Genomic DNA, 24,198 nt, shown 5'->3' with positions numbered 1-24,198 from the left:
TGTTCAGGCCTCCTTGGGCGCCAGGCGCCGGAGCTCGGCTTCGGTGGAGGTGAGCAGGTCCAGCCAGGCCTGCTCGAACTTCTCGACGCCCTCGTCCTCCAGCAGCTGGACCACCTCGTCGTACGGGACGCCCAGCGCGGCCAGCGCGTCGAGGACGGCCCTGGCGTCCTTGTAGGTGCCGCGGACGGTGTCGCCGGTGATCTCACCGTGGTCGCCGGTGGCCGCCAGGGTGGCCTCGGGCATGGTGTTGACCGTGTCGGGGGCGACCAGCTCGGTGACGTAGAGGGTGTCGGGGAGAGCGGGGTCCTTGACGCCGGTCGAGGCCCACAGCGGACGCTGCCGGTTGGCGCCCGCCTCCCCCAGGGCTCGCCACCGCTCGCCGGCGAAGGCCTCCTCGTACGCCTGGTAGGCGAGGCGGGCGTTGGCGAGGGCGGCCCGGCCCTTGAGGGCCTTGGCGGCGTCGGTGCCGAGCTTGTCGAGACGCTTGTCGATCTCGGTGTCCACGCGGGAGACGAAGAAGGACGCCACCGAGTGGATCTCCGACAGATCCAGACCCGCCGCCCGGGCCTGCTCCAGACCGGCCAGATAGGCGTCGATCACGGCCTTGTACCGGTCGAGCGAGAAGATCAGCGTGACGTTCACGCTGATGCCCGCGCCGATGACCTCGGTGATCGCGGGGAGCCCGGCCTCGGTGGCCGGGATCTTGATGAGGGTGTTGGGGCGGTCGACGAGCCAGGCGAGCTGCCTGGCCTCGGCGACGGTGGCGGCGGTGCGGTGGGCGAGCCGCGGGTCGACCTCGATGGAGACCCGGCCGTCCCGGCCGCCGGTGGACGCGAACACCGGGCGCAGGATGTCCGCGGCGTCCCGCACATCGGCGGTGGTGACCATGCGGATGGCCTCGTCCACGGTCACCTCGCGGGTGGCCAGGTCGCGGAGCTGGTCCTCGTAGCCGTCGCCCTCCGAGATCGCCTTCTGGAAGATCGACGGGTTGGTGGTGACCCCGACCACATGGCTTCCGTCGATCAGCTCGGCCAGGTTGCCGGAGACAATGCGCTTGCGCGACAGGTCGTCGAGCCAGATCGCGACGCCTTCGTCGGCCAGGCGCTTGAGTGCGTCAGTCATCGTTCTGCTTCCCTGATGGATCGCGTCATGTGGGCCCGATCCTTTTATGTTTAGCTACGAAACAATCAAGCAGAACATGAGATCCTCCGCCCCTATTCCGGGGGCCCGTGTGATCTGGCGCACGCGATGCGTCGAAGCCGGTTTCGGCGTTCGACGCCATCCTCGCCCCGACCGGAGATCGTTAAGCTGATCCCGCAAGGCGGTGGCGGGCCGCCGCTCCGCAGGACATGGGGGAGAACATGGTCACCGAGGGTGCCACGGCGGCGCGGGCCGTCAACGCGATGACGGCGAACTGGACGCGGGAAGCCGTGCACCAGGGGGGCACGGTCCTCACCGCGGCCGGCGTCTGGCCGGCCCTGGCCCTGCTCGCCGACGCCGCCGACGGCCCGGCCCGGCGCGAGCTGGAGGAGGCTTTGGGGATCGGCGCGGAAACCGCGCTCGCCCATGGCCGGTACCTGCTCACCGCACTGGGCGAGTTGCCGGGTGTCGACACGGCCCTCGGGCTGTGGACACGTGAGGAGCTGCCGCTGCGCCCCGAGTGGCTGAGCCGGCTGCCCCTGGAGACACACGGCACCCTCACCGGCGATGTGGACGCCGACCTCGAGCGGATGAACGCCTGGGCGGCGCGTCACACCGACGGCCTGATCGAGAAGATGCCTCCCGTGGTCGACCCGGACACGCTGCTGGTGCTGGCCACGGCGCTGGTCGTACGGACCACCTGGCGGCAGCCGTTCGACCCCTCCGTGACGGCCCCGCGCCACGGCCCGTGGGCCGGGCGCACGCTGGCCGGCCTGCACCGCACCGGCCCGCTGTCGGACGAGATCGGCGTCGCGCACACCCCCGACGGCCCACTGACCGTGTTGCGCGTCGAGGGGGACAGCGGGCTCGACGTACACCTGCTCCTCGACGCGGAGGGAGCCCCGGGCGGGCAGGTGCTGCGGGCCGGCGTGGCGGCGCTCGGCGGGGCGTACCCGACGACGGCTGGCGAGGCGCTCCCGACCGGCGTCCCGGGCCCCGGCCTGACCGTCGAGACCGTGGCGAGCTGGGCCGGGACGCCCGTGCTGCGCGTCGCCGCGGTGCCCTTCACCGTGGACGGCGACCACGATCTGCTCGACCACGCGCCGCTGTTCGGGCTCCGCTCCGCGCGGAACGCCTCGCGCGGCCACTTCCCGGGGATCAGCGACGCGCCGCTGGCGATCTCGGCGGCGCGGCAGAGCGCGACGGCGACCTTCGGCGCCCTCGGGTTCCGGGCCGCCGCGGTGACCGCGCTGGCCGCGGCGCCCGGCGGCGTCCCGCCGACGCCCCCACACCGGGCGAAGCTGGTCCACGCCCGCTTCGACCGGCCCTTCGGCTTCCTCGCGGTGCACCGGGCCTCCGGCCTGGTGCTCATGGCCGGCTGGGTCAGCGAACCGGAGGAATACCGGGAACGGCTCCTGCCGGGGATGCACATCAGCCACTGAGTGCCCGCGGGGGTGCGCGAGGTGCGGGACGAGGCCTGCGGGATGGCAGTATCGGGGGATGACGACACGGATCATTGCCGCGTGCGACGGGGCGTCGAAGGGGAACCCCGGGCCCGCTGCCTGGGCATGGGTCATCGCGGGCGCCGACGGCGCGGTGGCGCGGTGGGAGGCCGGCCCGCTGGGCACCGCCACCAACAACGTGGCCGAACTGACCGCGCTCATGCGCCTGTTGGAGGCCACCGACCCGGCCGTGCCGCTGGAGGTGCGGATGGACTCGCAGTACGCGATGAAGGCGGTCACCACCTGGCTGCCGGGATGGCGCAGGAAGGGCTGGAAGACCGCCTCGGGCACCCCGGTGGCCAACCGCGATCTCGTGGTGCGCATCGACGAGCTGCTGGGCGGCCGGGACGTGGAGTTCGTCCACGTGGCGGCCCACCAGGTGGGCGGCGACCCGTTCAACGCGGCCGCGGACCAGGCGGCCAGCGACACGGCCCGCACCCAGCAGGCCATCGGCAGCTCCCTCGGCTCGGCCCTGCCCCCGCCCCAGGCCCCGGCCGGACACGGTGGCAAGCAGGGGACCAAAGCAACCAAGCAGGGGACGGGGTCCGCGGCGCGGCGGGGGAGCGGTGCCGCCCGCTCGGGTGGCTCCATCACGGCGAAGTTCCCCGGCCGCTGCCGCTGCGGAGCGCCGTACGCGAAGGGGGAGACCATCAAGAAGAACCCCGACGGCTGGGGCCACCCCGCCTGCGCCATCGCCGCCGCGAACTGACCGGCGGCCGGGCACCCCGCGCCCGCGGGGCCGGTTCCGACTCCTCAGGCGTTTCTCGTCCAGGAGCCCAGCACCATGAGCGTCTTGGTGCCGGTGACCTGCCCCGCGCGCCGCAGCCCGTCGATGACCTGCTGCAGATGCTCGATGTCCCGCACACGGACATGCACCAGCGCGTCGGGATCGCCCGCGATCGTGAAGACCGCCTGGACCTCGGGCACCTTGTACGCCGTGCGGACGATCTCCCTGACGGGGGTGGTGCCCGTGTACGACAGCTCCACGAAGGCCTCGATGCCCCAGCCCAGCTTGGTGTGATCGACCTGCACCGTGAAGCCCGTGATCACACCGCTCTCCCGCAGCCGGTCCACCCGGCGCTTGACCGCGGCCACGGACAGCCCGACCTCGGGCGCCATCTCGGAGAAGGTGCGCCGCCCGTCCTCGCGCAGCATCCGCAGCAACTGGCGGTCCACGTCGTCGATCTCGGTCATTCCCAGGCCCCTGCTCCGGCTCGATAAAGCATCCCGCCACACGCAAGCAAAACCATCCGAACAGCGTGCGTGTGGAAATACTTTGCGTCTTCCACCCGACTTCTCACAAGGTCCTTGTGCCCCACGGCCTCGTATTGCTGTCCTGAGCCCCGGACCCCACGACGTCGAGGAGGCTCGCGTGAGCACCGTCCCCGCCGCGGTATCGCTTGACGACACATACTCGGCCCACAGCGGGCGGGTGCTGATCTCGGGCATCCAGGCCCTGGTCCGGCTGACCCTGGAACAGCGTCGCCTGGACCAGGAGCGCGGACTGGACACCCGCGCGTTCGTCTCCGGCTACCAGGGCTCGCCGCTGGGCGGCCTCGACCTGGAGATGAGCCGGGCACACCGCTTCCTCGAACCCGCCGGCGTGGTGTTCCGACCGGGGCTGAACGAGGAGTTGGCCGCCACGGCGGTGGCCGGCACCCAGCTGGTGGGGCAGCTCCCCGGACGCCGCCACGAGGCGGTCACCGGCTTCTGGTACGGGAAGAACCCCGGCCTGGACAGAGCGGCCGACGCGATCCGCCACTGCACCATGGCCGGCACCGCACCCCTGGGCGGCGCCGTGGCCTGGATCGGCGACGACCCGGGCAGCAAGTCGTCGACGGTGCCCAGCTCCTGCGAGCCGATGTGCCAGAGCCTCGCGATGCCGCTGCTCGCCCCCGGATCCGTGGCGGAGATCATCGAACTCGGACTGCACGCCGTCGCCCTGTCCCGCGCCACCGGACTGTGGGCCGGCCTGAAGATCGTCGCCGATATCGCCGACGCCTCCGCGGTCGTCGACGCGGGCACGCTCCGGCCGGACATCCCCGCCCCGCCCCGAGCCCCGCGCGGCGCCCCGCCCACCCTCGTCGGCCCCGCCTCCCTGGACGCCGAACACGACATGCTCACCCGCCGCCTCGACCTGGCCCGCGCCTACGCGCGCCAGACGGGCCTCAACCGCGTCGAGTTCAGCGCCCGGCGCGCCCGGCTCGGCGTGGTGGCCTCGGGCATCTCCTACGCGGTGGTGCTGCGCGCCCTCGCCGACCTCGGCATCGACCAGCCCGCCATGGAGGCGCTGGGCATCCGGCTGATCCGCCTGGCCATGCCGTACCCGGTGTGCAACGAAGAGCTGGCGGCCATGGCCGGCGACCTCGAGCAGGTCCTCGTCGTCGAGGACAAGGTGCCCTTCCTGGAAGGACACCTGAAGCAGGCCCTCTACGGCACCGCCGGCGCCCCCGTCGTGGTGGGACGCCGCGGCGAGGACGGCCGCCCGCTGCTCACCGCACGCGGCACCCTGGGAGCCGAAGACGTGGCCAGGGCCCTGGCCGGGCGCATCGGGCCGGAGCGCCTGCCCCGCGCCGCCGCCGCCCACCTGGCGTCCCTCACCCCGCCGGCCCCCGCCCGGATCGCGCTGCCGACCGTCTCGGCACGCACCCCGTACTTCTGCTCCGGCTGCCCGCACTCCACCTCCACCCGAACCGACGACGACACACTGGTCGGCGCGGGCATCGGCTGCCACATCATGATCGCCCTCGACGGCGCGGGCCGCGGCCACCAGATCGGCCTCACCCAGATGGGCGGCGAAGGCGCCCAGTGGATCGGCCTGGCCCCCTTCACCGACGACCGCCACTTCGTACAGAACCTCGGCGACGGCACCTTCCACCACTCCGGGTCTCTCGCCATCCGCGCCGCGGTGGCCGCGGGCGTGACCATGACCTACAAGCTGCTCTACAACGACGCGGTCGCCATGACCGGCGGCCAGCGGCCCGAAGGACGCCTCGACATCCCCGCCCTGACCCGCTGGCTCGCCCTCGAAGGGGTGCGGAAGGTCGTCGTCACCACCGCCCGCCCGGCCGACTACCGCGGCGTGCGCCTCGACCCGATCGCCACCGTGCGCCACCGCGACGACCTGCCCGAAGCCGAGAAAGAGCTCGCCGCCACCGACGGTGTGACGGTCCTCGTCCACGACGACCGGTGCGCCGCGGAGGAACGCCGGCTGCGCAAGCGCGGCGCCCTGCCCACCCCCGCGGAAAAGGTCGTCATCAACGAGCGCGTCTGCGAGGGCTGCGGCGACTGCGGGGAGGTCTCCACCTGCCTGTCGGTGCAGCCCGTCGCCACCGAGTTCGGCCGCAAGACCCGGATCCACCAGGCCTCCTGCAACTCCGACTTCAGCTGCCTGAAGGGCGACTGCCCCTCCTTCCTCCTGGTCGAGCCGCGCACTCGGCAGCGCCCCGCCCTCCCGGCGCTCCCCGTGGAGCTGACCGCCCCCACCCCCGCCGTGACCGGCGAGCACACCCTGCTGCGGATGCCCGGCATCGGCGGCACCGGCGTCGTCACCGTCTCGAAGATCCTGCAGATGGCCGCCCACCTCGACGGCCGCTACGCCGCCGGCCTCGAACAGACCGGACTGGCCCAGAAGGGCGGGCCCGTCGTCAGCGACGTACGGATCTCCGCCACGCCGGTCAGCGGCGCCCTGCGCGCCTCCCGCGCCACCGCGGACGTCCTCATCGGCTTCGATCTGCTGGGCGCGGCCGACGACGCCAATCTGCGGGTCGCCCGCCCCGACCACACCCTCGCGGTCGTCAACACCGCCCTCGTCCCCACGGCCGCCATGGTCACCAACCGGGTCGTCGTCCCCGGCACCCCGGACGACGCGCTGGAGAGAATCGAGTCCGCCACCCGGCCCAAGGAAAACCTCTACCTCGACGCCCAGGGCCTGGCCGAAGCGCTCTTCGCGGATCACATGCCCGCCAACATGCTGCTGATCGGCGCCGCCTTCCAGCACGGCTGCCTGCCGCTGTCCGAGCGGGCCGTCGAAGGTGCCATCCGGCTGAACGGGGCAGCGGTGGACCAGAACCTGGCGGCCTTCCGCTGGGGACGCGCCGCCGTCATCGACCCCGAGGCCGTACGCCGCGCCCTCGCCACCCCCGCCCGGCCCACCCTGGCTGTCACCCCCGAGGCCCGGTCCCTCGCCACGGCCGTCGCGGAGCCCGGCGAGCTCCAGGAGGCGGTCGCCCTGCGCACCGCCGACCTGATCGCCTACCAGAACCAGGCATATGCCCGGCGATACGCCACCGACGTGACGCGGGTGGCCGCCCTGGCGCGGGAGCGGGCCGGCCACGAGGCGGGGGAGCGCATCGCCGTGGCCTACGCCAAGGGCCTGCACCACCTCATGGCCTATAAGGACGAGTACGAGGTGGCCCGGCTGCACCTGGACACCGTCGAACGGGCCAGGATCACCGAGGAGTTCGGCGCCGGAGCTTCCGTCTCCGTCCTGCTGCACCCCCCGGTGCTGCGCGCACTGGGCATGAAGCGCAAGATCCGGCTGCGGCGCACCGCCCCCGCCCTGTTCCGGGCCCTGTACGGGCTGCGCGGCCTGCGCGGAACCCGCCTGGACGTCTTCGGACACGCCACGGTACGCCGCGAGGAGCGCGCCCTCATCGACGAATACCGGCGCCTGGTCCAAGACGCGCTGACCCATCTGACGCCTCGGACCGCCACCGGGATCGAGGCCCTCGTCCTGCTCGCGGACGGCATTCGCGGGTACGAGGACATCAAGCTCGCCCGCATCGCCGAGTTCCGCGACCAGGCGCGCACCGCCCTGCGCGACCTGAGCGCCCCCGAGGCCGTCTCCGTCTGATCCCCGCCCGCCCGTCCGCACCCGGGAGCATCGTCATGACCGTCGAGCGCCTGCTGCCCACCCGGGAGGCCGAGGACCTGCTCGACCTCGTCCGCGACATCGCCGACAAGGAACTCGCCCCCCGCGTCGACGAACACGAACGCGCCGAGACCTACCCCGAGGGCCTGTTCGCCCTGCCGGGAGAGGCGGGGCTGCTGGGCCTGCCCTACCCGGAGCAGTAAGGCGGAGGTGATCAGCCCTATGAGGTCTACCTCCAGGCCCTGGAGGAAGGCCGCCCGCTGGGCGGCCGTCGCCGTCGCGGTGAGCGTCCACACCCTCGCCGCCTTCCCCCTCCTCACCTTCGGCACCGACGCCCAGCTCAGCCGCTGGGCGGACGACATCCTCAGCGGCCGCCTCATCGGCGGATACAGCCTCTCCGAACCACAGGCCGGCTCGGACGCCGCGGCCCTCACCTGCCGGGCCGACAAGGACGCCGACGGCTACCGGATCAACGCGCCAAGGCCTGGATCACCCACGGCGGCGAAGCCGGGTTCTACGCCCTCTTCGCCCGCACCGCTCCGGGCGGCGACGGCATCTCCTGCTTCCTCGCCTCCGGCCACACCGACGGCCTCACCTTCGGCCGGCGCGAGGAGAAGATGGGTTTGCACGCCATCCCCACCACGGCCGCCTTCTGGGACAACGCCCTGCTCGCCCCCGACCGGCTCATCGGACGGGAAGGGCAAGGGCTGCAGATCGCCTTCAGCGCCCTGGACTCCGGCCGGCTGGGCATCGCCGCCTGCGCCACCTGACTGGCACAGGCCGCCCTGGACGCCGCCGTCGCCCACGCCCGTGAACGCACCGAGTTCGGCCGCAAGATCATCGACCACCAGGGGCTCGGCTTCCTCCTGGCGGACATGGCCGCCGCCGTCGACTCCGCCCGCGCCACCTACCTCGACGCCGCCCGCCGCCGCGACGCCGGACGCCCCTACAGCCGGCAGGCCAGCGTCGCCAAGCTGATCGCCACCGACGCGGTCCAGGTCTTCGGCGGCTACGGATACACCCGCGACTATCCGGTGGAGCGCTATACGCGCGAGGCGAAAATCATGCAGATATTCGAGGGCACCAACCAGATCCAGCGACTGGTGATCAGCCGCCGGCTCGCCGACTGACTCGCGCTGACACGAGCGGCCGCGGTCTTCGCGCACGACTCACCCCGCGGAGAAGCGGACTGCCGATCAGCAGGCCGACCAGCAGCACGACGGACATATAGGTGCAGAGCAGGGTCTGCTTGGAGTCGGCGACGGCGGTGGCCGAGCCACGCTCACCTCCGGCCTGCCGTTGGGTGGCGCACAGGAACGGCGTGATCGTTAAGGAGAGGGCCGCGATGACGATGCCGGGAACGGAGTGGTCGGCATCGCCGGTGCCGGTCAGCGCCCAGATCGAGTCGACGGTGACGTAGGCGGCGAGCGCAAAGAACGACACCGCAATAATTTGCAGGGTGGTCTTCTCGCGGGCCTCGCGAACGGCATGATCGGTGGCGGAGAACTGCCAGGCGACCGCCGTTGCGGAGGAGACCTCGATGACGGAGTCGAGGCGGAAGCCGATCAGGGCGGTGGAGGAGGCGAGGGTACCGGCCGTGATGGCCACGATCGCCTCGATGACGTTGTAGGTGATGGTCGCGGCGACCAGCAGCCGTATGCGGCGGTGAGCGCGTCACGGCAGGCCGGGCTTGAGCCGAAAAATACCGATCTGTCCGCCGCGGTCATCATCAGCAGCCCTTCTCGTCGGCGTCGACGCAGGTGCGGTCGGTCTCGACGGCGACCACGGCGGTGCGCAGGTCGTCCAACGCGTGCCCGCCTGACTCCTTCGGGTGTGAGCGGCAAGCGCGCGTCCAGTCGCATCTGGGGATCCTGGGCCAGGGTCGAGCAGCGGGCGTAGCCGATCCTGATGTCCGCGCTCGGGGTGCCTGTCTCGACGGGCGCGGGCGCCGGGGTGCCGGGCCGCCACGGCTGCCCCGGGGCGCGGTCGGCCGGAGGCGGCACGCGCAGGAGCTTGGCGAGCTGGGGCACCTTCGTGAAGCGGCCGGTGTGGTAGGAGCTGGCGACCGCACCGGAACGCGAGCGGCAGGGTGAGCCTGGCGCTGCGTGACAGCGCGGGCAGGGGTGGCGCTCGACGTCGTCCGCGTCGCTCGGGTGTGCAGGTTGCAGGTCCGTCATGACCCTGGACCGTGTCACGAACCATTCCCAGAACATGCCCTGTTCCACTTTTGCGTGAGAACGGGTTCTGACAAAGGTGCGTTTATGAGAGGGACGCCGGGCTGAATAAGAAGCGTCGTCTGGCTAGTGGTAGGCCCGGGCACGGGCGGGTGGCTAATTCAGTGGTGTTCGGTACTGGTGTGGTCTGCGTGCTGTGTGGTGGGGGACGGGGTGGTTGGCAGGGTGAAGGCGGCGGTGTGAACGGTGCCTTGGTGCTTGAAGTCGAGGAAGAGGCGGTAGGCGCCGTGGGTGGGGGCGGTGGCCATGAAGGAGATGGCGGGGCCGGGCTGGGTGGTGCCGTCGCCGGGTTCGCCTTCGGGGTGGACGTGGAGGTAGGCGAGGTCGCCGGCGCGCAGGGCGACGAGGTGGCCGTAGGCGCCGAGGTAGGGCTCAAGATCGGTGACGGGCTTGCCGTCCTTCGCCACGCTCAGCGTCAGTCCGGTCGTGTTGCCGGCCGCGAGGGTGCCGTCGAGGGTGACGGTGTAGCCGTCGACTTCGGCTGTGGCTTTCTGCGGGGGCAGCCCTCGGGGCTGGTAGGTGCCGGCGACGGCGAGATCTGCGCCCAGGGTAAGGGGCTTGGCACCCTGCGCCGCGGGGGTGAAGTCGGCGAAGACCCGGTAGTCGCCGGCCGCAGGAAGGTCGACCGGGGTGCTCCAGGTGCCGTCGGCAGCCCGGTTGGGGTGCAGGTGACGGAAGGTGTTCAGGTCGCGTGAGGCGACGATGAGGTGCAGTTCCTTGTCGTGGGCCCTGGCGTAGTCGGTGACGGCTTCGCCGACCTCGTCATTGATGGCGAAGCGCAGCGGAGTTTCCTGGCCGGCGGACAGGCGCGGGGTCAGCAGGTCCAAGGTATAGCCGTCCTGGGAGGTGTGCAGTCCGCCCGGCGGGGGCGGTGTCGCGCCGGTGTGCTGGTCGCCGTGGTTCATCGCGTTCTTCTGGTGTGCGGTGTGCGGGGCGGCGGAGGTGCGGCCAGTGAGCGGGTCGGCTGCCGCTCCTGCGCCGTACGCGCCTGTGAAGGTCAGGGCGAGGGCTGCGCCGTAGAGGCCGATCTTGGCTGCTGTGTTCATGGTGGTCTCCCGTGTCATGCGTGGGCCGGAGCGGCGCGCGCTGGAGTTTCCGACGGGCCAGAGCATACCCCCACGGGGTATCAATGCAACGGTCGCGGCGGTTTGCTTTTTATACCGGGTGGGGGTATATCTGAAACCCATCACGTGTACCCCCTAGGGGTATCAAGTACCGCTGATGGTTGGAGAACCAGATGTCTTCGTCCTGCTGCTCCCCGAACAACACCTGCTCGACCGCCGCGCAGTCGTCGGTGGCTGTGGACGGCATCCGCACCGTGTACGCGGTGGCGGGTATGACCTGCGGTCACTGCAAGGACGCGATCACCACGGCGGTCGGCGCCGTCGAGGGCGTGGCCAGCGTGGAGGTGGACCTCGCCTCCGGGCAGGTCACCGTGGTCAGCGCCGCCGATCTCGACGACCGGGTGATCGCCGCCGCCGTGGACGACGCCGGCTACGAGCTCACCGGCCGCGCGGCCTGACCCGCCCCCTCTCCTTCTTCTCCGTTCCGGACGGCCAGGGTCTGCCGGGCCCTGGCCGTTCGCCGCCACCAGGAGCACGCATGAGCACTGCCACCACCACCGTCACCACCGTCACCACCGTCACCGCCGGCGCCGCCGAGGTCGAGCTCGCCATCGGCGGCATGACCTGCGCCTCGTGCGCGGCCCGGATCGAGAAGAAGCTCAACCGCATGGACGGGGTGAGCGCGACGGTCAACTACGCCACCGAGAAGGCCAAGGTCACCTTCGACGCCTCGGTCTCGGTCGCGGACCTGATCGGCACGGTTGAGGCCACCGGTTACACGGCCCGTGAACCGCAACCGCCGCGGCCGGATTCCGGCGCGCGTGCGAGCGGCACGGGGCCGGGCGAGGACGACGGGCTGCGCCCGCTGCGTCAGCGTCTGGTGGCGGCGGTGCTGTTGTCCGTGCCGGTCATCGCGATGGCGATGGTTCCGGTCCTGCAGTTCGACTACTGGCAATGGCTCTCCCTGACCCTGGCCGCGCCCGTGGTCACCTATGCGGCCTGGCCGTTTCACAAGGCAGCGTTCACCAATGCCCGGCACGGCGCCGCGACCATGGACACCCTGATCTCCCTCGGCACCTCGGCGGCGTTCCTGTGGTCGCTGTGGGCGCTGTTCTTCGGCACCGCGGGTATGCCCGGGATGACGCACCCGTTCGAGTTCACCATCGCCCGCAGCGACGGGTCGGGGAACATCTACCTGGAGGCCGCCGCCGGAGTCACCGCGTTCATCCTCGTGGGCCGCTATTTCGAAGCATGCTCAAAGAGGAAGGCCGGCGCCGCGCTGAAGGCGCTGCTGGAGCTGGGCGCGAAGGACGTCACCGTGCTGCGCGGCGGCCGTGAGGAGCGCATCCCCACGGCCGAGCTGCGGGTGGGAGACCGCTTCGTGGTGCGGCCGGGCGAGAAGATCGCCACCGACGGCGCCGTCATCGAAGGCTCCTCCGCGGTGGACGCCTCCATGCTCACCGGCGAATCCGTACCCGTCGAGGTGAGCGCCGGCGACACCGTCACCGGCGCCACCCTCAACGCAGGCGGCCGTCTCATCGTCGAAGCGACCCGAGTCGGCGCCGACACCCAGCTCGCCCGTATGGCGAAGCTGGTCGAGGACGCGCAGAACGGCAAGGCCGCCGCCCAGCGCCTCGCGGACAAGATCTCCGCCGTGTTCGTCCCCGTCGTCATCGCTCTCGCCCTCGGCACACTTGGGTTCTGGCTGGGCAACGGCGCGGGCTGGACCGCCGCGTTCACCGCCGCCGTCGCCGTCCTGATCATCGCCTGCCCCTGCGCCCTGGGCCTGGCCACGCCGACCGCGCTGATGGTCGGTACTGGACGCGGCGCCCAGCTCGGCATCCTCATCAAGGGTCCCGAGGTCTTGGAGTCCACCCGCAAGGTCGACACCATCGTCCTGGACAAGACCGGCACTGTGACGACCGGCCAGATGACCCTCCTGGCCATCTACACCGCCGACGGCACGGACGAGACCGATGTGCTGCGCCTGGCGGGCGCGCTGGAGAACGCTTCCGAACACCCCATTGCCCAGGCTGTCGCCACCGGTGCCGCCACCAGGGTCGGCTCCCTGCCGGCCGTGGAGGACTTCGCCAACCTCGCGGGACTCGGGGTCCAGGGGATCGTTGAGGGCCATGCCGTCCTCGTCGGCCGCGAGAAGCTCCTCGCTGAGTGGGCCATCGCTCAGCCCGACCCCCTGAAGCAGGCCAAAGACCAGGCCGAGGCGGCGGGGCGGACTGCGATCTCGGTGGCCTGGGACGGTGAGGCCCGCGCGGTCCTGGAGGTCGCCGACGCCGTCAAGGACACCAGCACCGAAGCCATCACCAGGCTCAAGGCGCTCGGGCTCACGCCGATCCTGCTGACCGGCGACAACCGCACCGTCGCCGAAACGGTGGCAGCCGAGGTCGGTATCGAGGAGGTCATCGCCGAGGTGATGCCCGAGGACAAGGTCGACGTCGTCAAGCGCCTCCAGAGCCAAGGGCGGATCGTCGCCATGGTCGGTGACGGGGTCAACGACGCGGCCGCCCTGGCCGAGGCCGACCTCGGCCTGGCGATGGGCACCGGTACCGACGCCGCGATCGAGGCCGGTGACCTGACCCTGGTCCGCGGTGACCTGCGGGCGGCGGCCGACGCGATCCGCCTGTCCCGCAAGACGCTGAGCACCATCAAGTCGAACCTCTTCTGGGCCTTCGGCTACAACATCGCCGCCCTCCCTCTGGCCGCGGCCGGCCTGCTCAACCCGATGATCGCCGGAGCGGCCATGGCCTTCTCCTCGGTCTTCGTCGTCGGCAACAGCCTGCGGCTGCGTTCCTTCCGCGCCGACACCTGAGCCCTGTGCCCCTAGACGCCCCCGCCCGGCCGCCCGGGCGGGGCACCGGCACATCCGCGGCGGCGCCGGCGGAACACATCACCGCAGCCCGTCGTTACACCTATACCCCCCTGGGGTAAAGGGTGGAAGGGGAGGGATCGCCATGCACGGCTACACCGCCAACAAGGACGACGTCCTCAAACGACTGCGCCGCATCGAGGGCCAGGTGCGGGGCCTGCAGCGCCTGGTCGAGGAGGACACCTACTGTATCGACGTCCTCACCCAGGTCGGCGCCACCACCAAGGCGCTGCAGTCCTTCGCCCTGACGATGATGGACGACCACCTCCAGTCCTGCGTGGCCGACGCCATCGCGCAAGGCGGCGACCAGGCCCAGGACAAGATCACTGAAGCGTCCCAGGCGATCGCCCGGATGGTCCGCTCCTGACAGCCACAGGCTGACCGGGGCGACTGTCAGCGCCGCGCGGCCCCGCCGCGTACGGCGGTGACCAGCCAGGAACTGCTGCGCAGCCACACCGCGCCATCGGCTTCATAGCGGCGCAGTGCGGCCGTCAGCGCCTGCCGCGCCTGGGCCTGTTCCTGCGGGCCAACCTGGTCGAGCAGGTGGCGCCCGGGGCCCGAGTCCAGCAGGAACGCCGCGCCATCTGCCGCGTCGGCACCCCACTTCCCCGGTACCTCGATGCGCTGCACGTCGACTCCGGCGAACCCGCCCGCGGTGACCAGGGCGCGGATTCGATCGGGGTCGGTGAGCGAGAACATGCCGGGGCCGCCGGGCTTTCCGAAGCCGCCGAGCGGCAGGATGCCCTCCAGCAAGGCCAGCGCCTCAAGCCACTCGTTGGCCTCGGCCTCGGCCGCGCAGATGAACGCCAGCCGGCCTCCGGGCCGGAGCGCACGGTGGAGATTGGCGAACGCGGCGACGGGGTCGGTGAAGAAGGTCATGCCGTAGCGGCTGATCACCGCATCGAACCCCTCGGCGTCAAAAGCGTGGACCTGGGCGTCGCCCTGAATGAACAAGACGTTCTCCACCCCTTCATGCAGGGCGCTCTCTCGGGCCTTGCCCAGCATCGGACCGGACAGATCCAGGCCCACCGCGCTTCCCCGGCGGGCGCGCCGGGCCGCGAGGCGGGTGGTGCGGCCGGCCCCGCAGCCGACGTCCAGCACGCGGGCGGTGTCCGCGAGGGCCGCCGCATCCAAGAGGGGCTGGTTGAAGCCGTCGTTGACCGCGTCCCAGCGGTCCTGGCTGCGGGCCCACTGCTCGCCCTCATAGCCGTTCCACGCCTCGGCCTGCGCGGTGTTGGCGAGTTGGTCCATGGGTGAACTCCCTCGGCCGGGGTGCAGTACGGCGCTCCCGGCCCCTAGTATGGGCAAGTGCCCAAATGGTATGGGCGTGCGCCCATACTTGCAATGGGGTTGAGGGAAGGGGCGGTTGTGTCACCTCGTGGAGTGGCGATTCCGGACTTGCGGGAGCGGCTGTTCGCGGCCGCCGAGCGGGTGGTGGCCCGCGACGGCGCCGCGGCCCTGACCAGCCGCGCGGTCACCGCCGAGGCGGACTGCGCCAAGGGCGTCCTGCACACGCACTTCGCCGGCCTGGACGAGTTCGTTGCCAAGCTGGTTCTTGACCGGTTCGCGCGCAGCGCCCGCCAGGCCCAGGCGCTGGAGGCGAAGGTAGGGACGGCCACGATTGCGGACAACCTTCAAGAGGTCGTCCTCGTCCTGATGGAGGCTCTGCCTCCGGCAGTGGTGGGGCTGGCGATGACCCGCCCGACAGCCGCGCTGCACACCCGGGAAGGCTTTCAGGCCGGCGCACCCGCGTTCGATACGATCCAGCACGCCTTCACTGCCTACCTGGAGGCGGAGCAGCGGGGCGGTCGGCTGCCCGCCGACGCCGACGCCGCCACCATCGCGCTCGCGGTCGTCGGCACAACCCACCACCTGCTGATGACACGCGTACCCGGACGGGGCGAGGACACGAAGGCGACCATTGGACGGCTGCTGGCCGTTCTGCTCCGCGGTTCCGAGTAGCCGCCGGTGGCGTAATTCTCGGGAGCGGCGCCCTGTGCCCCGGGGGCGGTCCCTACCGAGGTATCAGTCCGATAGGAGATCTTGAAACTGGCTTCGGTGAGGTCAGTGGTCCTGTGTTCGTGTGGACCGTCCTGTGCACGGTGGTCCAGGTGCGGCCGCCGTCCTTGGACTCGTGAACGGCGTCGTCGGTGTCGGCGGCCAGGAGATGAGTGGGGCCGGCCGCGGTCAGTACGGCGGGCTGCGCACCCTGCGGGAGCCGGCCGCGTTCGGTCCAGGATGTGCCGTCGGTGCCGGACAGCACCTTGCCGTCGGCGGTGAGGGCGACCAGCTTGCCGGGAGCCGGTTGCTCCACGGCGGCCACAGCCGGTGCGCCGGGAACCGGCCGGAAGGTGCTGCCGCCGTTGGTGCTGTGGGCCAGCCCGTCGGGGGTGGTCGCCCACATCTCCTGTGGCGTCCCGGCGTGGGCGGCGAGGTCGCCGGGCCGGGAGTTTCGCGCGCCGCTCCCACGTGGCGCCGGCGTCCTTGCTGGCCCAGACCTGCGAGGTCTGGCTGTCGAGGCCGTAGAGCATCGGGCCGGCCTGCTGCAGGGAGTGGAAATCGGCTTCGCCTGCGGCGGAGACGGTGGTCCAGGTCTGTCCGGCGTCGGTGCTGCGGATCAGGCCCAGATGGGGTGAGGTCGCGGTGGGGTCGGTTGGGGGAGGGGTGGCCACTGACGAGAAGGTGCGCGGGCCGGTGGCGGTGAAGCCCATCGTGTCCTGGTAGCGGTCGGCGATCCGTACGGCGCCGGTGGGGGTGAGGCGGAAGACGCCGAGGTGTCCGGCGGCGTAGAGGGTGCCGTCGGCCGGGTCCACGCCGAGGCCGTGAAGGTGCCCGGTTCCGAGGTCGGCATCGCTTGGCAACGGCTGCCCGCACCGGGCCGACCAGCCTTTGCTCCCCTTCAAGCGTTCTGGACTTCACCCATGACCATCCGCTTCCGCATACCCGCGCTCGCGGCCGCCGTGGCCACCGCAGCCCTGGTGCTGACCGCCTGCTCGACCACCGACACCACACCCATCCAGTCCGGCGCGACGAAGGCCGGCACCAAGCCCTCATCCACCTCGCGCGGCAGCAGCGGACGCTCCTTGACCCGCCGCCGCGAGAGCGCCGGGAGGCGGCAGACCGCCTTTAAGATGCGCTTGCCGCCCTGAAGCCGCGCCCAACGCGTTCGACTCGCCCAGCAGCGACAGGAACGGGCGCACGGTGTTGTAGCGCAGGGCCGGCTTCTCCCGCATCGCCGCCTCGGTCGATCCGTCGTCCTCCGGCACCAGGACCTCGACCATCGCCACCGCCCCCGACACCGCCTCGCGCGGCACGGGCTCCTCCACCGCCGCCCACAAGGCGGCCACGTCCAGGTCCGTCCCGGCCTCGGCGACACGGCCGGACCGTAGCCAGCCCCCGCACCCGCTCCACGATCTTCCCCCAAAGGCCCCCGCCGAGGTCATTCCCTGTGGTAGCCATGATCATTCTCGGCGCTACATCCTGTACCGCAGTTACTCACACCGTCCTTGTCCCTCCGGAAGGGCCGGGAGCGGCGCTGTCGAAAGTGTGAACATTTTGCCCCGTTGGAGCGGGCCCGGCGCCTCCCGAGCCCGCGTCGGAGTGCTGTTCTTTCTCCTTCTCATGGACAGAGCCATGGTCCTCGTCGTCGAAAGCGTGTGGGGACGGGATTAACCGAGTGTGGCCAGCAGGCCGTTGCACGCCTGTTCGCACCGGCGGCAGGCTTCGGCGCAGACCCGGCAGTGCTCGTGCATGTCGGCGTGGGACTCGCACTCGTCGGCGCATGCCTTGCACGCGGTGGCACACGCCTGGACGATCGCACGGGTGATGTTGGCGTCGTAGCCGGTGTGCCGGGACAGGACAGCGCCGGTGGTGTTGCAGATGTCGGCGCAGTCCATGTCGGTGCGGATGCACTTGGTGAGCTCGCCGACCATGCCCTCGGACAGGCAGGCGTCCGCGCACGCGGTACACGCCTGGGCACAGGCGATGCATTCCTCGATGCACTTGGCCATCGCCTCGCGGTCGACGCCGCCCAGGTCGGCCGGGTAGGTGTTCAGCATCTCCTTGACCGATGTCGCCATGGTCTTCTCCTCCTCATGGGCTGGGGACCCGCGGCTGCAGCCTGCGCGGGCGCCGGTGACGCCAGCGCGAGTACCCCCTGCGCGCAGGACGAAGTCCCCGGCCCGTGGACGGACCGAGGACTTCCCGCAGGGGAGGGCTGCGGCTCAGTGGTAGGCGTGGACGACGGCGTGGCCCTTGCCGCGGCCGATCATCCACTTATTGACCGGCGTGGTGATGACGAAGGCGACCGCGAACCCGCCCAGCAGCGCCGACCAGAACAGCCCGTCACTCAGGTGGGCGTCCATCGCGCCCGGCACGATGGCGATGATGCCGTTGTCGACGAGCTCCATCACGGCGATGGAGACGGTGTCGGCGGCCAGCGCGACCTTGATCGCGGTGTGGAAGTCCAGGCCGGCGGGGCGCACCGCGAACAGGGTGAAGGAGTACCCGAAGACGAACGCCAGCGCGATCGCCAGGATCATCGTGGGCAGGTTGCCCCACAGCAGGGCGGTGCCGATGACCATGCCGAGGATCTCGCCGATGGCGCATCCGGTCAGACAGTGCAGCGTCGCCTTCGCCGCCGTGCCCCCCCTGGGGTATTTCTCCAGTGGTGTTCCGTTCCGCCGGAAGGCTCAAGGAGCACCGTCCAGGTCCGGCCGGCGTCGGTGGACTGATACACGGCGTTGCTGCTGTCGGCGGCCAGCAGCCGGTTCGCCGTCACGGCGGTGAGCACGGCGGGGGTGCTGCGCCGAGCTGCGGCGGCTGGGCCGGACGGTCAACCGCAAGCGGGTGGAGCGGGTCATGCGCGAACGCCAGATCGCCGGTGTCACGCGCCGAAGACGCCGCTCACTGACCCGTCCCGACAAGCAGGCACGACCGGCCCCGGATCTGATCGGCCGTGACTTCACCGCTGCCCGGCCCGGCACCCGGCTGGTCGGCGACATCACCTACCTGCCCACGCACGAGGGCTGGCTGTATCTGGCCTGCTGGCTGGACCTGGCCACCCGCGAGGTCATCGGCTACGCGATGGCCGACCACCACCGTGCCGAGCTGGTGGTCGATGCACTGCGGATGGCCCACGGCCGTGGCGGCCTGGAAGCCGGCTGCATCATGCACAGCGACCGCGGAAGCGAGTACACCTCGGCTGACTTCCGCGCGGAAATAGACGCATTGGGGCTTCGTCAGAGCACCGGCAGGACCGGATCCTGTTTTGACAACGCGGCGGTGGAGAGCTTCTGGGCCGTGCTCAAGGAAGAGATCGGCACCCGGACCTGGCCCGACCGGGCAACCGCCCGAGCCGAGGTGTTCGCATTCATCGAGAATCGAGACCTTCTACAACCGGCGCCGCCTGCGCAAACACGCAGTCTTCGGGTACCTCACACCCCACGAGACACCTCAGCGGTTCCACAACGACCAAACGCTCGCAGCGTAGAAGAAGAGTGTCCAGGATCACGGGGGAACTTCAGGGTGAGGGTGCGGATGTTCTTGCGCAAGCCCGACGCCTGCTGGTCGCGGCGAAACTCGGCGAAGTCCTCCACCAGTGCGGTGGCCGCAGCGGTCAGCGGCAGTTCACCCGGCGGCCGGCTCCGCAACCGAGTCAGTACCGGTGACCAGATGCGTCGCATGGTGAACAGGTACTCCTGCCGTCGACGGCCGTACCCCGCTCATACGAAGCCCCCGCCCGGGGACTTCGCCGCCGCCTCCTTGGCACCCTCCTCGTCGATCAGTTTCATCACGGTCTGAAGCGAAACTCGCGATCGAGCTGCTGGGGTTCCGCTTGTAGATATATGCGACGTGTGTCGTCCAGATCGGGCACTTCGGCGCCAATCCCGTGCAACACTGGGGTTGTGCCCCTCGCCGCATCCCCCGTCGGCGAGGGGCTCTCACGTATAAGGAGGGGCTGCGGCCTGTCAGGCCGCCTCTGGGAGCCCACCCCGCTGGGCCTCGGCCCACACGGTCAGTAGCCGCCCGTACTCAACCCGCTCCGCCGGCCACAGAGGCCGCCCGGTCCGCGCTGCCATGAACCGCCGGATCGCCTCGTTCGCGCGCTCCGTGGCGCGCGCAGCCTCCATGGACTCAGGCATCTCGGACATGCGAACAAGGCTACGGGCGGGTGAGGACAATAGCCCCGTGCCGCTGAGTGGTTCTGACCACAGCAGTCAGTCACCAGCCTGCCGTGACGCCACGTGGTGCACAGGTCGCCCGCGACGCCGCCGGGAACACCGGTCGAGTCGCGCCCCGACGCTCGGGGCCGACAACGATCTGCGGGACGGAGCGGCGCGGACTACCGTGGGAGGCGATGCCTTTGACCCGGCTCGGACTCGTCGTCCACCAGGGCCGTCCGGTCGCCGTCGCGGCGGCGCGGACCGCGCGGGAGTGGTGTGCCGCGCATGGTGTCACCTGCGCCGACATCGACGTATGGCAGGAAGGGGTGCCGCGGCGCGGCGGCCAGGAAGAGGCCGTGGCCGCGGGCCACCCGGGCGTGGTCATGACCTTCGGCGGCGACGGCACATTTCTGCGCGGGGCGCGGATCGCCGCCAAGGACGGGGCGGTGGTGCTGGGCGTGAACGTGGGCCGGGTCGGCTTCCTCACCGAGATCGCCACCGACCAGGTGGAGGGCGCGCTGGACGCACTCCACCGGGACCAGGCGGTCATCGAGGAGCGGATGGTGCTCACCCTCCGGGCGTCGCATCCGCTGGAGACGCCTGTCGGCCTGGACGAATCGCTGTGCTATGGGCGCGGCCCCGCGCTGCCCGCGCCGACCGTGCGCCCCGGCGCCACGGACAAGGTCGGCTGGGGTATCCCTCTGGACGTCACCGCGGTCAACGACGTGGTCTTCGAGAAGCTCGCCCGCAACCGACAGGCAAGCCTGGCCGTGTACCTGGCCGGGCAACTGCTGGCCAGCTACTCGGCCGACGCCGTCATCGTGGCGACCCCCACCGGCTCCACCGCCTACAGCTTCGCCGCCGGTGGCCCCGTCCTGGCCCCCGAGGCCGACGCGATCGTCTTCACCCCGGTCGCCCCGCACATGGCCTTCGATCGCACCGTGATCGCCGGGGCCGACGAAATGATCGCGGTCAGCGTGCTGCCGCACTCCGGACGCGTGGCCGTCAGCATCGACGGGCAGCTGCGCGGGGTGCTGGACCCGGGGGACTGGATGGCGGCCTACCGGGCCCCGTACCGCCTGCGCCTGGCGCGGCTGGCCCCGCTGGAGTTCTACCGGCGCCTGCGCGGCCGCTTCCAGCTGGCCGACGCCCCGGCAGCCGCCGTCGATCAGACCCCGCCCGTCTACCGGCACGCCACCCCGCCGCCCGACGACCTGGCCCATCTGTACCGGCACTGGCCAGTTACAGGGTGATTTACTCTGATATGAGAGCATTCGCTGCTATGGGGGCATGCGCCGCCGAGCACCGCTGAGCGTGCGCCGCTGTGCGGCGGAGCTGCGACGGCAGGGAGGCCTGGCATGGTGTTCGACAGCGCCGGATTCGGGCAGGAGACCCGCTCCCCGACGGCCTCCTCGCGCTATCTGCCGATCGCCGACCACGGACTGATCGGCGACCTGCGCACCGTCGCCCTGGTCGGCACGAACGGCACGATCGACTGGTACTGCTGCCCGCGCTTCGACGCGCCCAGCGTGTTCGGCTCGATCCTGGACGCGGAACGGGGCGGATCCTTCGAGCTGGCCACCGACGTCCCCGCGCGCACCCGCCAGTTCTACTTCCCCGACACCAATGTGCTGATCACCCGGTTCTCCGCCGCCGACGGCGCGGGGGAGATCCAGGACTTCATGCCCGTCGTCGACGACTCCCGCGACGCCGGGCGGCACCGGCTGATCAGGCGGGTGCGCTGCGTACGCGGCACCCTCCCCTTCACCGCACAGGTGGCGCCCCGCTTCGGTTACGGGGCCGAGCCGCACACCGCGCGCCTACAAGGCGACAGGGTGCTCTTCGAGTCCCCTTCGCTGTCCCTGGCGCTGACGGCCACCGCGCCCCTGGAGTGTGACGGCCGGGACGTACGGTCACGCTTCAAACTGCTCGAAGGCGAGTCCGCGGTCTTCGCCCTCGACCGGGTCGACGACGAGGTCGCCGTCCTCGGCTGTGCCCGGCGCGAGGCCGGAGCCGACTTCGAGGCCACGGTCCGCTTCTGGCGCAAGTGGCTGAGCGCCTCGCGCTACCACGGACGGTGGCGGGAGATGGTCCAGCGCTCCGTGCTGACCCTGAAACTGCTCACGTACGCACCGACCGGCGCCATCGTGGCCGCCCCGACCACCAGCCTGCCGGAGACCATCGGCCGCGGGCGCAACTGGGACTACCGCTATATGTGGGTCCGGGACGCCGCCTTCTGTGTCTACGCCTTGCTCCGCCTCGGCTTCACCTCGGAGGCCGAGGCGTTCATGGGCTTTCTCTCCGAGCACTGCATCATGTGCGGCGACGGCGCCACCGGGCCGCTGCAGATCATGTACGGCATCGACGGACGCCGCGAGCTCCCCGAGCGCGAACTGTCCCATCTGGAAGGCTACTTGGGATCGTCCCCGGTCCGGGTGGGCAACGGCGCCGTGGCCCAGCTCCAGCTGGACATCTATGGAGCGCTTATCGACTCCGCCTATCTGTACGACAAATGGGGACAACCCATCAGCAGCGGCCAGTGGGACGAGGTGGGCTACCTGGTGGACTGGGTCTGCGACCACTGGGACCAGCCCGACGAAGGCGTCTGGGAGACCCGAGCCGGACGGCAGAACTTCCTGTACTCGCGCCTCATGTGCTGGGTGGCCATCGAGCGGGCCATACGCATGGCCAACCGCCGCGGACTGCCCGCCGACCTTCCGCGCTGGCGGAGCAGCCGCGATGCCATCTACCGGCAGATCATGACGCGCGGCTGGTCCGCCCGGCGCGGAGCCTTCGCCCAACGCCTGGACCAGGACATCCTGGACGCCGCGGTGCTGATGATGCCGATGGCCAAGTTCGTCTCCCCGGTCGACCCCAAGTGGCTCGCGACACTCGACGCCCTGTCGCAGGAGCTCGTGTCCGACTCCCTGGTCTACCGCTACGACCCGTATCTCAGCCCGGACGGCCTGCCAGGCACCGAGGGCACCTTCTCGATCTGCTCGTTCTGGTACGTCGAGGCGCTCACCCGGGCCGGCCGCCTGGAAGAGGCCCGGCTGGCCTTCGAGAAGATGCTCACCTACTCCAACCACCTGGGCCTGTACGCCGAGGAGATCGGCCCGACGGGCGAACAACTCGGCAACTTCCCTCAGGCCTTCACCCACCTCTCCCTCATCAGCGCCGCCTTCAACCTCGACCGCGCCCTCGGCTGATTTCCTCGCTTCGCCGATCCCACTGCTGCGCCGGGATGGCCCCACCCCGGCGGGGAATCGATAACATCGCCGCGATCCCTGTTCGTCGGCCGGGAAGACGAGCTGGCCGAGGCCTGCCGACTGCTCGACCAGGAAGGCTCCGGGACAAAAACCCTGTTGGTCACCGGCCCGGCCGATGTCGGCAAGGCGGCCTCCCGTGCGTACCGGATCGCCGGGGCGCGACTGGCCGCACGATCGCACTGGCCCCTGGCCAGAGTCGCCCGCGCCCTCGCCGATGAGCAGCGAAAGCTCGACGAACTGGCGGTCGGCCACATTGCCGTACGGGCCGGCCTCGAACTCACCTACCAGAGGATGGCCCCGACCACCCAGCACGCCCCGCGGATGCTCGCCCTGCTGCCCGGGCCCAACTTCGCCCCCTGGGCCCTGGCCGCCCTGCTGGACACGGGCCTGTCCGACGCCGAGACCGTACGCGACGACCTGGTCGAGGCGCACCTGGTGGAGATCGCCTCGGCCGGTGCCACCGGATTCCGCCACCGCCTGCACGACCTGGTGCGGCTGCTCGGCCGGGAGCGGGCGGAGCGGGAGGTCTCCCGCCAGCAGCGCGCGACGGCGCTCCCCCCCCGGCTGCTCGCTGCGAGCCTGCACCTCGCCGATTTCGCAAGACGGCTCTGCGCGCCGGCGACCGGCGCAGCGCCACCAAACTCCACCGCTACCCGGAAGCGCTGGAACACTTCGAGCAGGCCCTGCTGCTCGCCGAGGGAGAGGGCCCGGCCTACCGCGCCAGTGCCACGGCCGGGTCGGCGTATGTGCACCGACTGCTGGCCCGGCGAGGCCCAGGCCTTGCGCTGCCTGGGGCAGAGCCACCGCGAACTCGGCGGCCACCCGGCCGCCGCCGACTGCTTCCGGCAGGCCGCCTCGATCAGCGAGGACCTCGGCGACCGGCTCGGCGCCATACGGAATTCGGCAAGCTGTGGGGCGAGGCCGCGACGCCGCTGTACGCGCTCGCGGAGGCACAGCTCAAGGCCGGTCGCCCCGGACCGGCCCGCCGTCGCGCCGAAGCCGCGGTCAGGCTGTGGCAGCGGATCGGTTCCCGGACCTGGCTGGCCGTCGGCCTCGACATGAGCGGGG

At 71.1% G+C, this 24,198-nt stretch carries 18 protein-coding genes and 5 pseudogenes; 12 read left to right on the top strand and 11 right to left on the bottom strand.

The annotated features are described in order from the left end of the window. Window positions 1-3: 3 nt before the first annotated feature. The gene (tal, locus tag PV419_RS27280; protein WP_319693442.1) at window positions 4-1,122 is read right to left on the bottom strand and encodes a transaldolase; all 1,119 of its coding nucleotides are present in this window, start codon (window positions 1,120-1,122) and stop codon (window positions 4-6) included. A gap of 227 nt (window positions 1,123-1,349) precedes the next feature. Between tal and PV419_RS27275 the strand changes: the two genes are divergently transcribed. Continuing rightward, window positions 1,350-2,582 (top strand): serpin family protein, encoded by a 1,233-nt coding sequence (locus PV419_RS27275; protein WP_319693441.1) that lies wholly within the window; start codon window positions 1,350-1,352, stop codon window positions 2,580-2,582. A 58-nt stretch (window positions 2,583-2,640) separates the two neighbouring features. After that, window positions 2,641-3,351: a ribonuclease H gene (locus PV419_RS27270; RefSeq protein ID WP_319693440.1), complete on the top strand. Its 711-nt coding sequence runs from the start codon at window positions 2,641-2,643 to the stop codon at window positions 3,349-3,351. 44 nt (window positions 3,352-3,395) lie between these two features. On the opposite strand, the gene PV419_RS27265 is transcribed toward PV419_RS27270, so the two are convergent. Continuing rightward, the gene (locus PV419_RS27265; RefSeq protein WP_319693439.1) at window positions 3,396-3,836 is read right to left on the bottom strand and encodes an Lrp/AsnC family transcriptional regulator; all 441 of its coding nucleotides are present in this window, start codon (window positions 3,834-3,836) and stop codon (window positions 3,396-3,398) included. Between the two features lie 178 nt (window positions 3,837-4,014). Between PV419_RS27265 and PV419_RS27260 the strand changes: the two genes are divergently transcribed. Together PV419_RS27260 and PV419_RS27255 are read left to right on the top strand one after the other, a co-directional pair. Further along, window positions 4,015-7,497 carry an indolepyruvate ferredoxin oxidoreductase family protein gene (locus PV419_RS27260; RefSeq protein ID WP_319693437.1) on the top strand — a complete coding sequence of 1,161 codons (3,483 nt, stop codon included), beginning with the start codon at window positions 4,015-4,017 and terminating at the stop codon, window positions 7,495-7,497. Between the two features lie 35 nt (window positions 7,498-7,532). Continuing rightward, window positions 7,533-8,645 (top strand): annotated as a pseudogene (locus PV419_RS27255) (acyl-CoA dehydrogenase family protein). Here the strand turns inward: PV419_RS27255 and PV419_RS27250 are convergent. The 3 genes and pseudogenes from PV419_RS27250 to PV419_RS27240 all read right to left on the bottom strand — a co-directional run bounded on the left by PV419_RS27250 (window position 8,623) and on the right by PV419_RS27240 (window position 10,795). Further along, window positions 8,623-9,242: pseudogene (locus PV419_RS27250) on the bottom strand (cation transporter). The pseudogenes PV419_RS27255 and PV419_RS27250 sit on opposite strands and share 23 nt — an antisense overlap. A 2-nt stretch (window positions 9,243-9,244) precedes the next feature. After that, window positions 9,245-9,331: pseudogene (locus PV419_RS27245) on the bottom strand (transcriptional regulator); the annotation flags it as partial. Window positions 9,332-9,850: 519 nt separating this feature from the next. Further along, on the bottom strand, window positions 9,851-10,795 hold the full coding sequence (locus PV419_RS27240) for a hypothetical protein (protein ID WP_319693435.1): 945 nt from the start codon (window positions 10,793-10,795) through the stop codon (window positions 9,851-9,853). A gap of 191 nt (window positions 10,796-10,986) precedes the next feature. Between PV419_RS27240 and PV419_RS27235 the strand changes: the two genes are divergently transcribed. From PV419_RS27235 to PV419_RS27225, 3 genes are all read left to right on the top strand, one after another. After that, complete coding sequence (locus PV419_RS27235; protein WP_319693433.1) at window positions 10,987-11,271, top strand: heavy-metal-associated domain-containing protein; 285 nt, start codon at window positions 10,987-10,989, stop codon at window positions 11,269-11,271. An 80-nt stretch (window positions 11,272-11,351) separates the two neighbouring features. Continuing rightward, window positions 11,352-13,640, top strand: a complete 2,289-nt coding sequence (locus tag PV419_RS27230) for a heavy metal translocating P-type ATPase (RefSeq protein WP_319693432.1) — start codon at window positions 11,352-11,354, stop codon at window positions 13,638-13,640. Window positions 13,641-13,782: 142 nt separating this feature from the next. Continuing rightward, window positions 13,783-14,064 (top strand): metal-sensitive transcriptional regulator, encoded by a 282-nt coding sequence (locus PV419_RS27225; protein WP_319693430.1) that lies wholly within the window; start codon window positions 13,783-13,785, stop codon window positions 14,062-14,064. Between the two features lie 26 nt (window positions 14,065-14,090). Here the strand turns inward: PV419_RS27225 and PV419_RS27220 are convergent, their stop codons facing one another. Then, window positions 14,091-14,948 (bottom strand): class I SAM-dependent methyltransferase, encoded by an 858-nt coding sequence (locus PV419_RS27220; protein ID WP_319693428.1) that lies wholly within the window; start codon window positions 14,946-14,948, stop codon window positions 14,091-14,093. A gap of 117 nt (window positions 14,949-15,065) precedes the next feature. Between PV419_RS27220 and PV419_RS27215 the strand changes: the two genes are divergently transcribed. Further along, a complete protein-coding gene (locus PV419_RS27215; protein ID WP_319693426.1) occupies window positions 15,066-15,659 on the top strand; it encodes a TetR/AcrR family transcriptional regulator in 594 nt (197 codons plus the stop codon). Window positions 15,660-15,711: 52 nt separating this feature from the next. Here PV419_RS27215 and PV419_RS27210 read toward each other — a convergent pair whose 3' ends face one another. The 4 genes and pseudogenes from PV419_RS27210 to PV419_RS27190 form a co-directional block, all read right to left on the bottom strand. Further along, window positions 15,712-16,101, bottom strand: a complete 390-nt coding sequence (locus PV419_RS27210) for a hypothetical protein (protein ID WP_319693425.1) — start codon at window positions 16,099-16,101, stop codon at window positions 15,712-15,714. A 600-nt stretch (window positions 16,102-16,701) separates the two neighbouring features. Then, window positions 16,702-17,071: pseudogene (locus PV419_RS27200) on the bottom strand (Tn3 family transposase); the annotation flags it as partial. A 294-nt stretch (window positions 17,072-17,365) separates the two neighbouring features. Further along, window positions 17,366-17,776: a four-helix bundle copper-binding protein gene (locus tag PV419_RS27195; RefSeq protein ID WP_319693420.1), complete on the bottom strand. Its 411-nt coding sequence runs from the start codon at window positions 17,774-17,776 to the stop codon at window positions 17,366-17,368. 144 nt (window positions 17,777-17,920) lie between these two features. After that, window positions 17,921-18,364, bottom strand: coding sequence for a DUF4396 domain-containing protein (locus PV419_RS27190; RefSeq protein WP_319693561.1), 444 nt, complete (start codon window positions 18,362-18,364; stop codon window positions 17,921-17,923). A 139-nt stretch (window positions 18,365-18,503) separates the two neighbouring features. Between PV419_RS27190 and PV419_RS27185 the strand changes: the two are divergent. Further along, a pseudogene (locus PV419_RS27185) lies at window positions 18,504-19,499 on the top strand (IS3 family transposase); the annotation flags it as partial. 167 nt (window positions 19,500-19,666) lie between these two features. Here PV419_RS27185 and PV419_RS27180 read toward each other — a convergent pair. Continuing rightward, entirely contained in the window at window positions 19,667-19,849 is a 183-nt protein-coding gene (locus PV419_RS27180) for a hypothetical protein (protein ID WP_319693418.1), read from the bottom strand. A gap of 206 nt (window positions 19,850-20,055) precedes the next feature. Here PV419_RS27180 and PV419_RS27175 point away from each other — a divergent pair, with 206 nt between their 5' ends. From PV419_RS27175 to PV419_RS27165, 3 genes are all read left to right on the top strand, one after another. Continuing rightward, window positions 20,056-21,114, top strand: a complete 1,059-nt coding sequence (locus PV419_RS27175; RefSeq protein WP_319693417.1) for an NAD(+)/NADH kinase — start codon at window positions 20,056-20,058, stop codon at window positions 21,112-21,114. 105 nt (window positions 21,115-21,219) lie between these two features. Beyond that, on the top strand, window positions 21,220-23,070 hold the full coding sequence (locus PV419_RS27170; RefSeq protein WP_319693416.1) for a glycoside hydrolase family 15 protein: 1,851 nt from the start codon (window positions 21,220-21,222) through the stop codon (window positions 23,068-23,070). 156 nt (window positions 23,071-23,226) lie between these two features. After that, window positions 23,227-24,192, top strand: coding sequence for a hypothetical protein (locus tag PV419_RS27165; RefSeq protein WP_319693414.1), 966 nt, complete (start codon window positions 23,227-23,229; stop codon window positions 24,190-24,192). Window positions 24,193-24,198 lie beyond the last annotated feature (6 nt).

The organism is Streptomyces sp. ME19-01-6 (assembly GCF_033793745.1).
GTDB lineage: Bacteria > Actinomycetota > Actinomycetes > Streptomycetales > Streptomycetaceae > Streptomyces.
The sequence above is the reverse complement of the archived record's forward strand: the minus strand, read 5'-3'. Positions and strand labels throughout refer to the sequence as shown.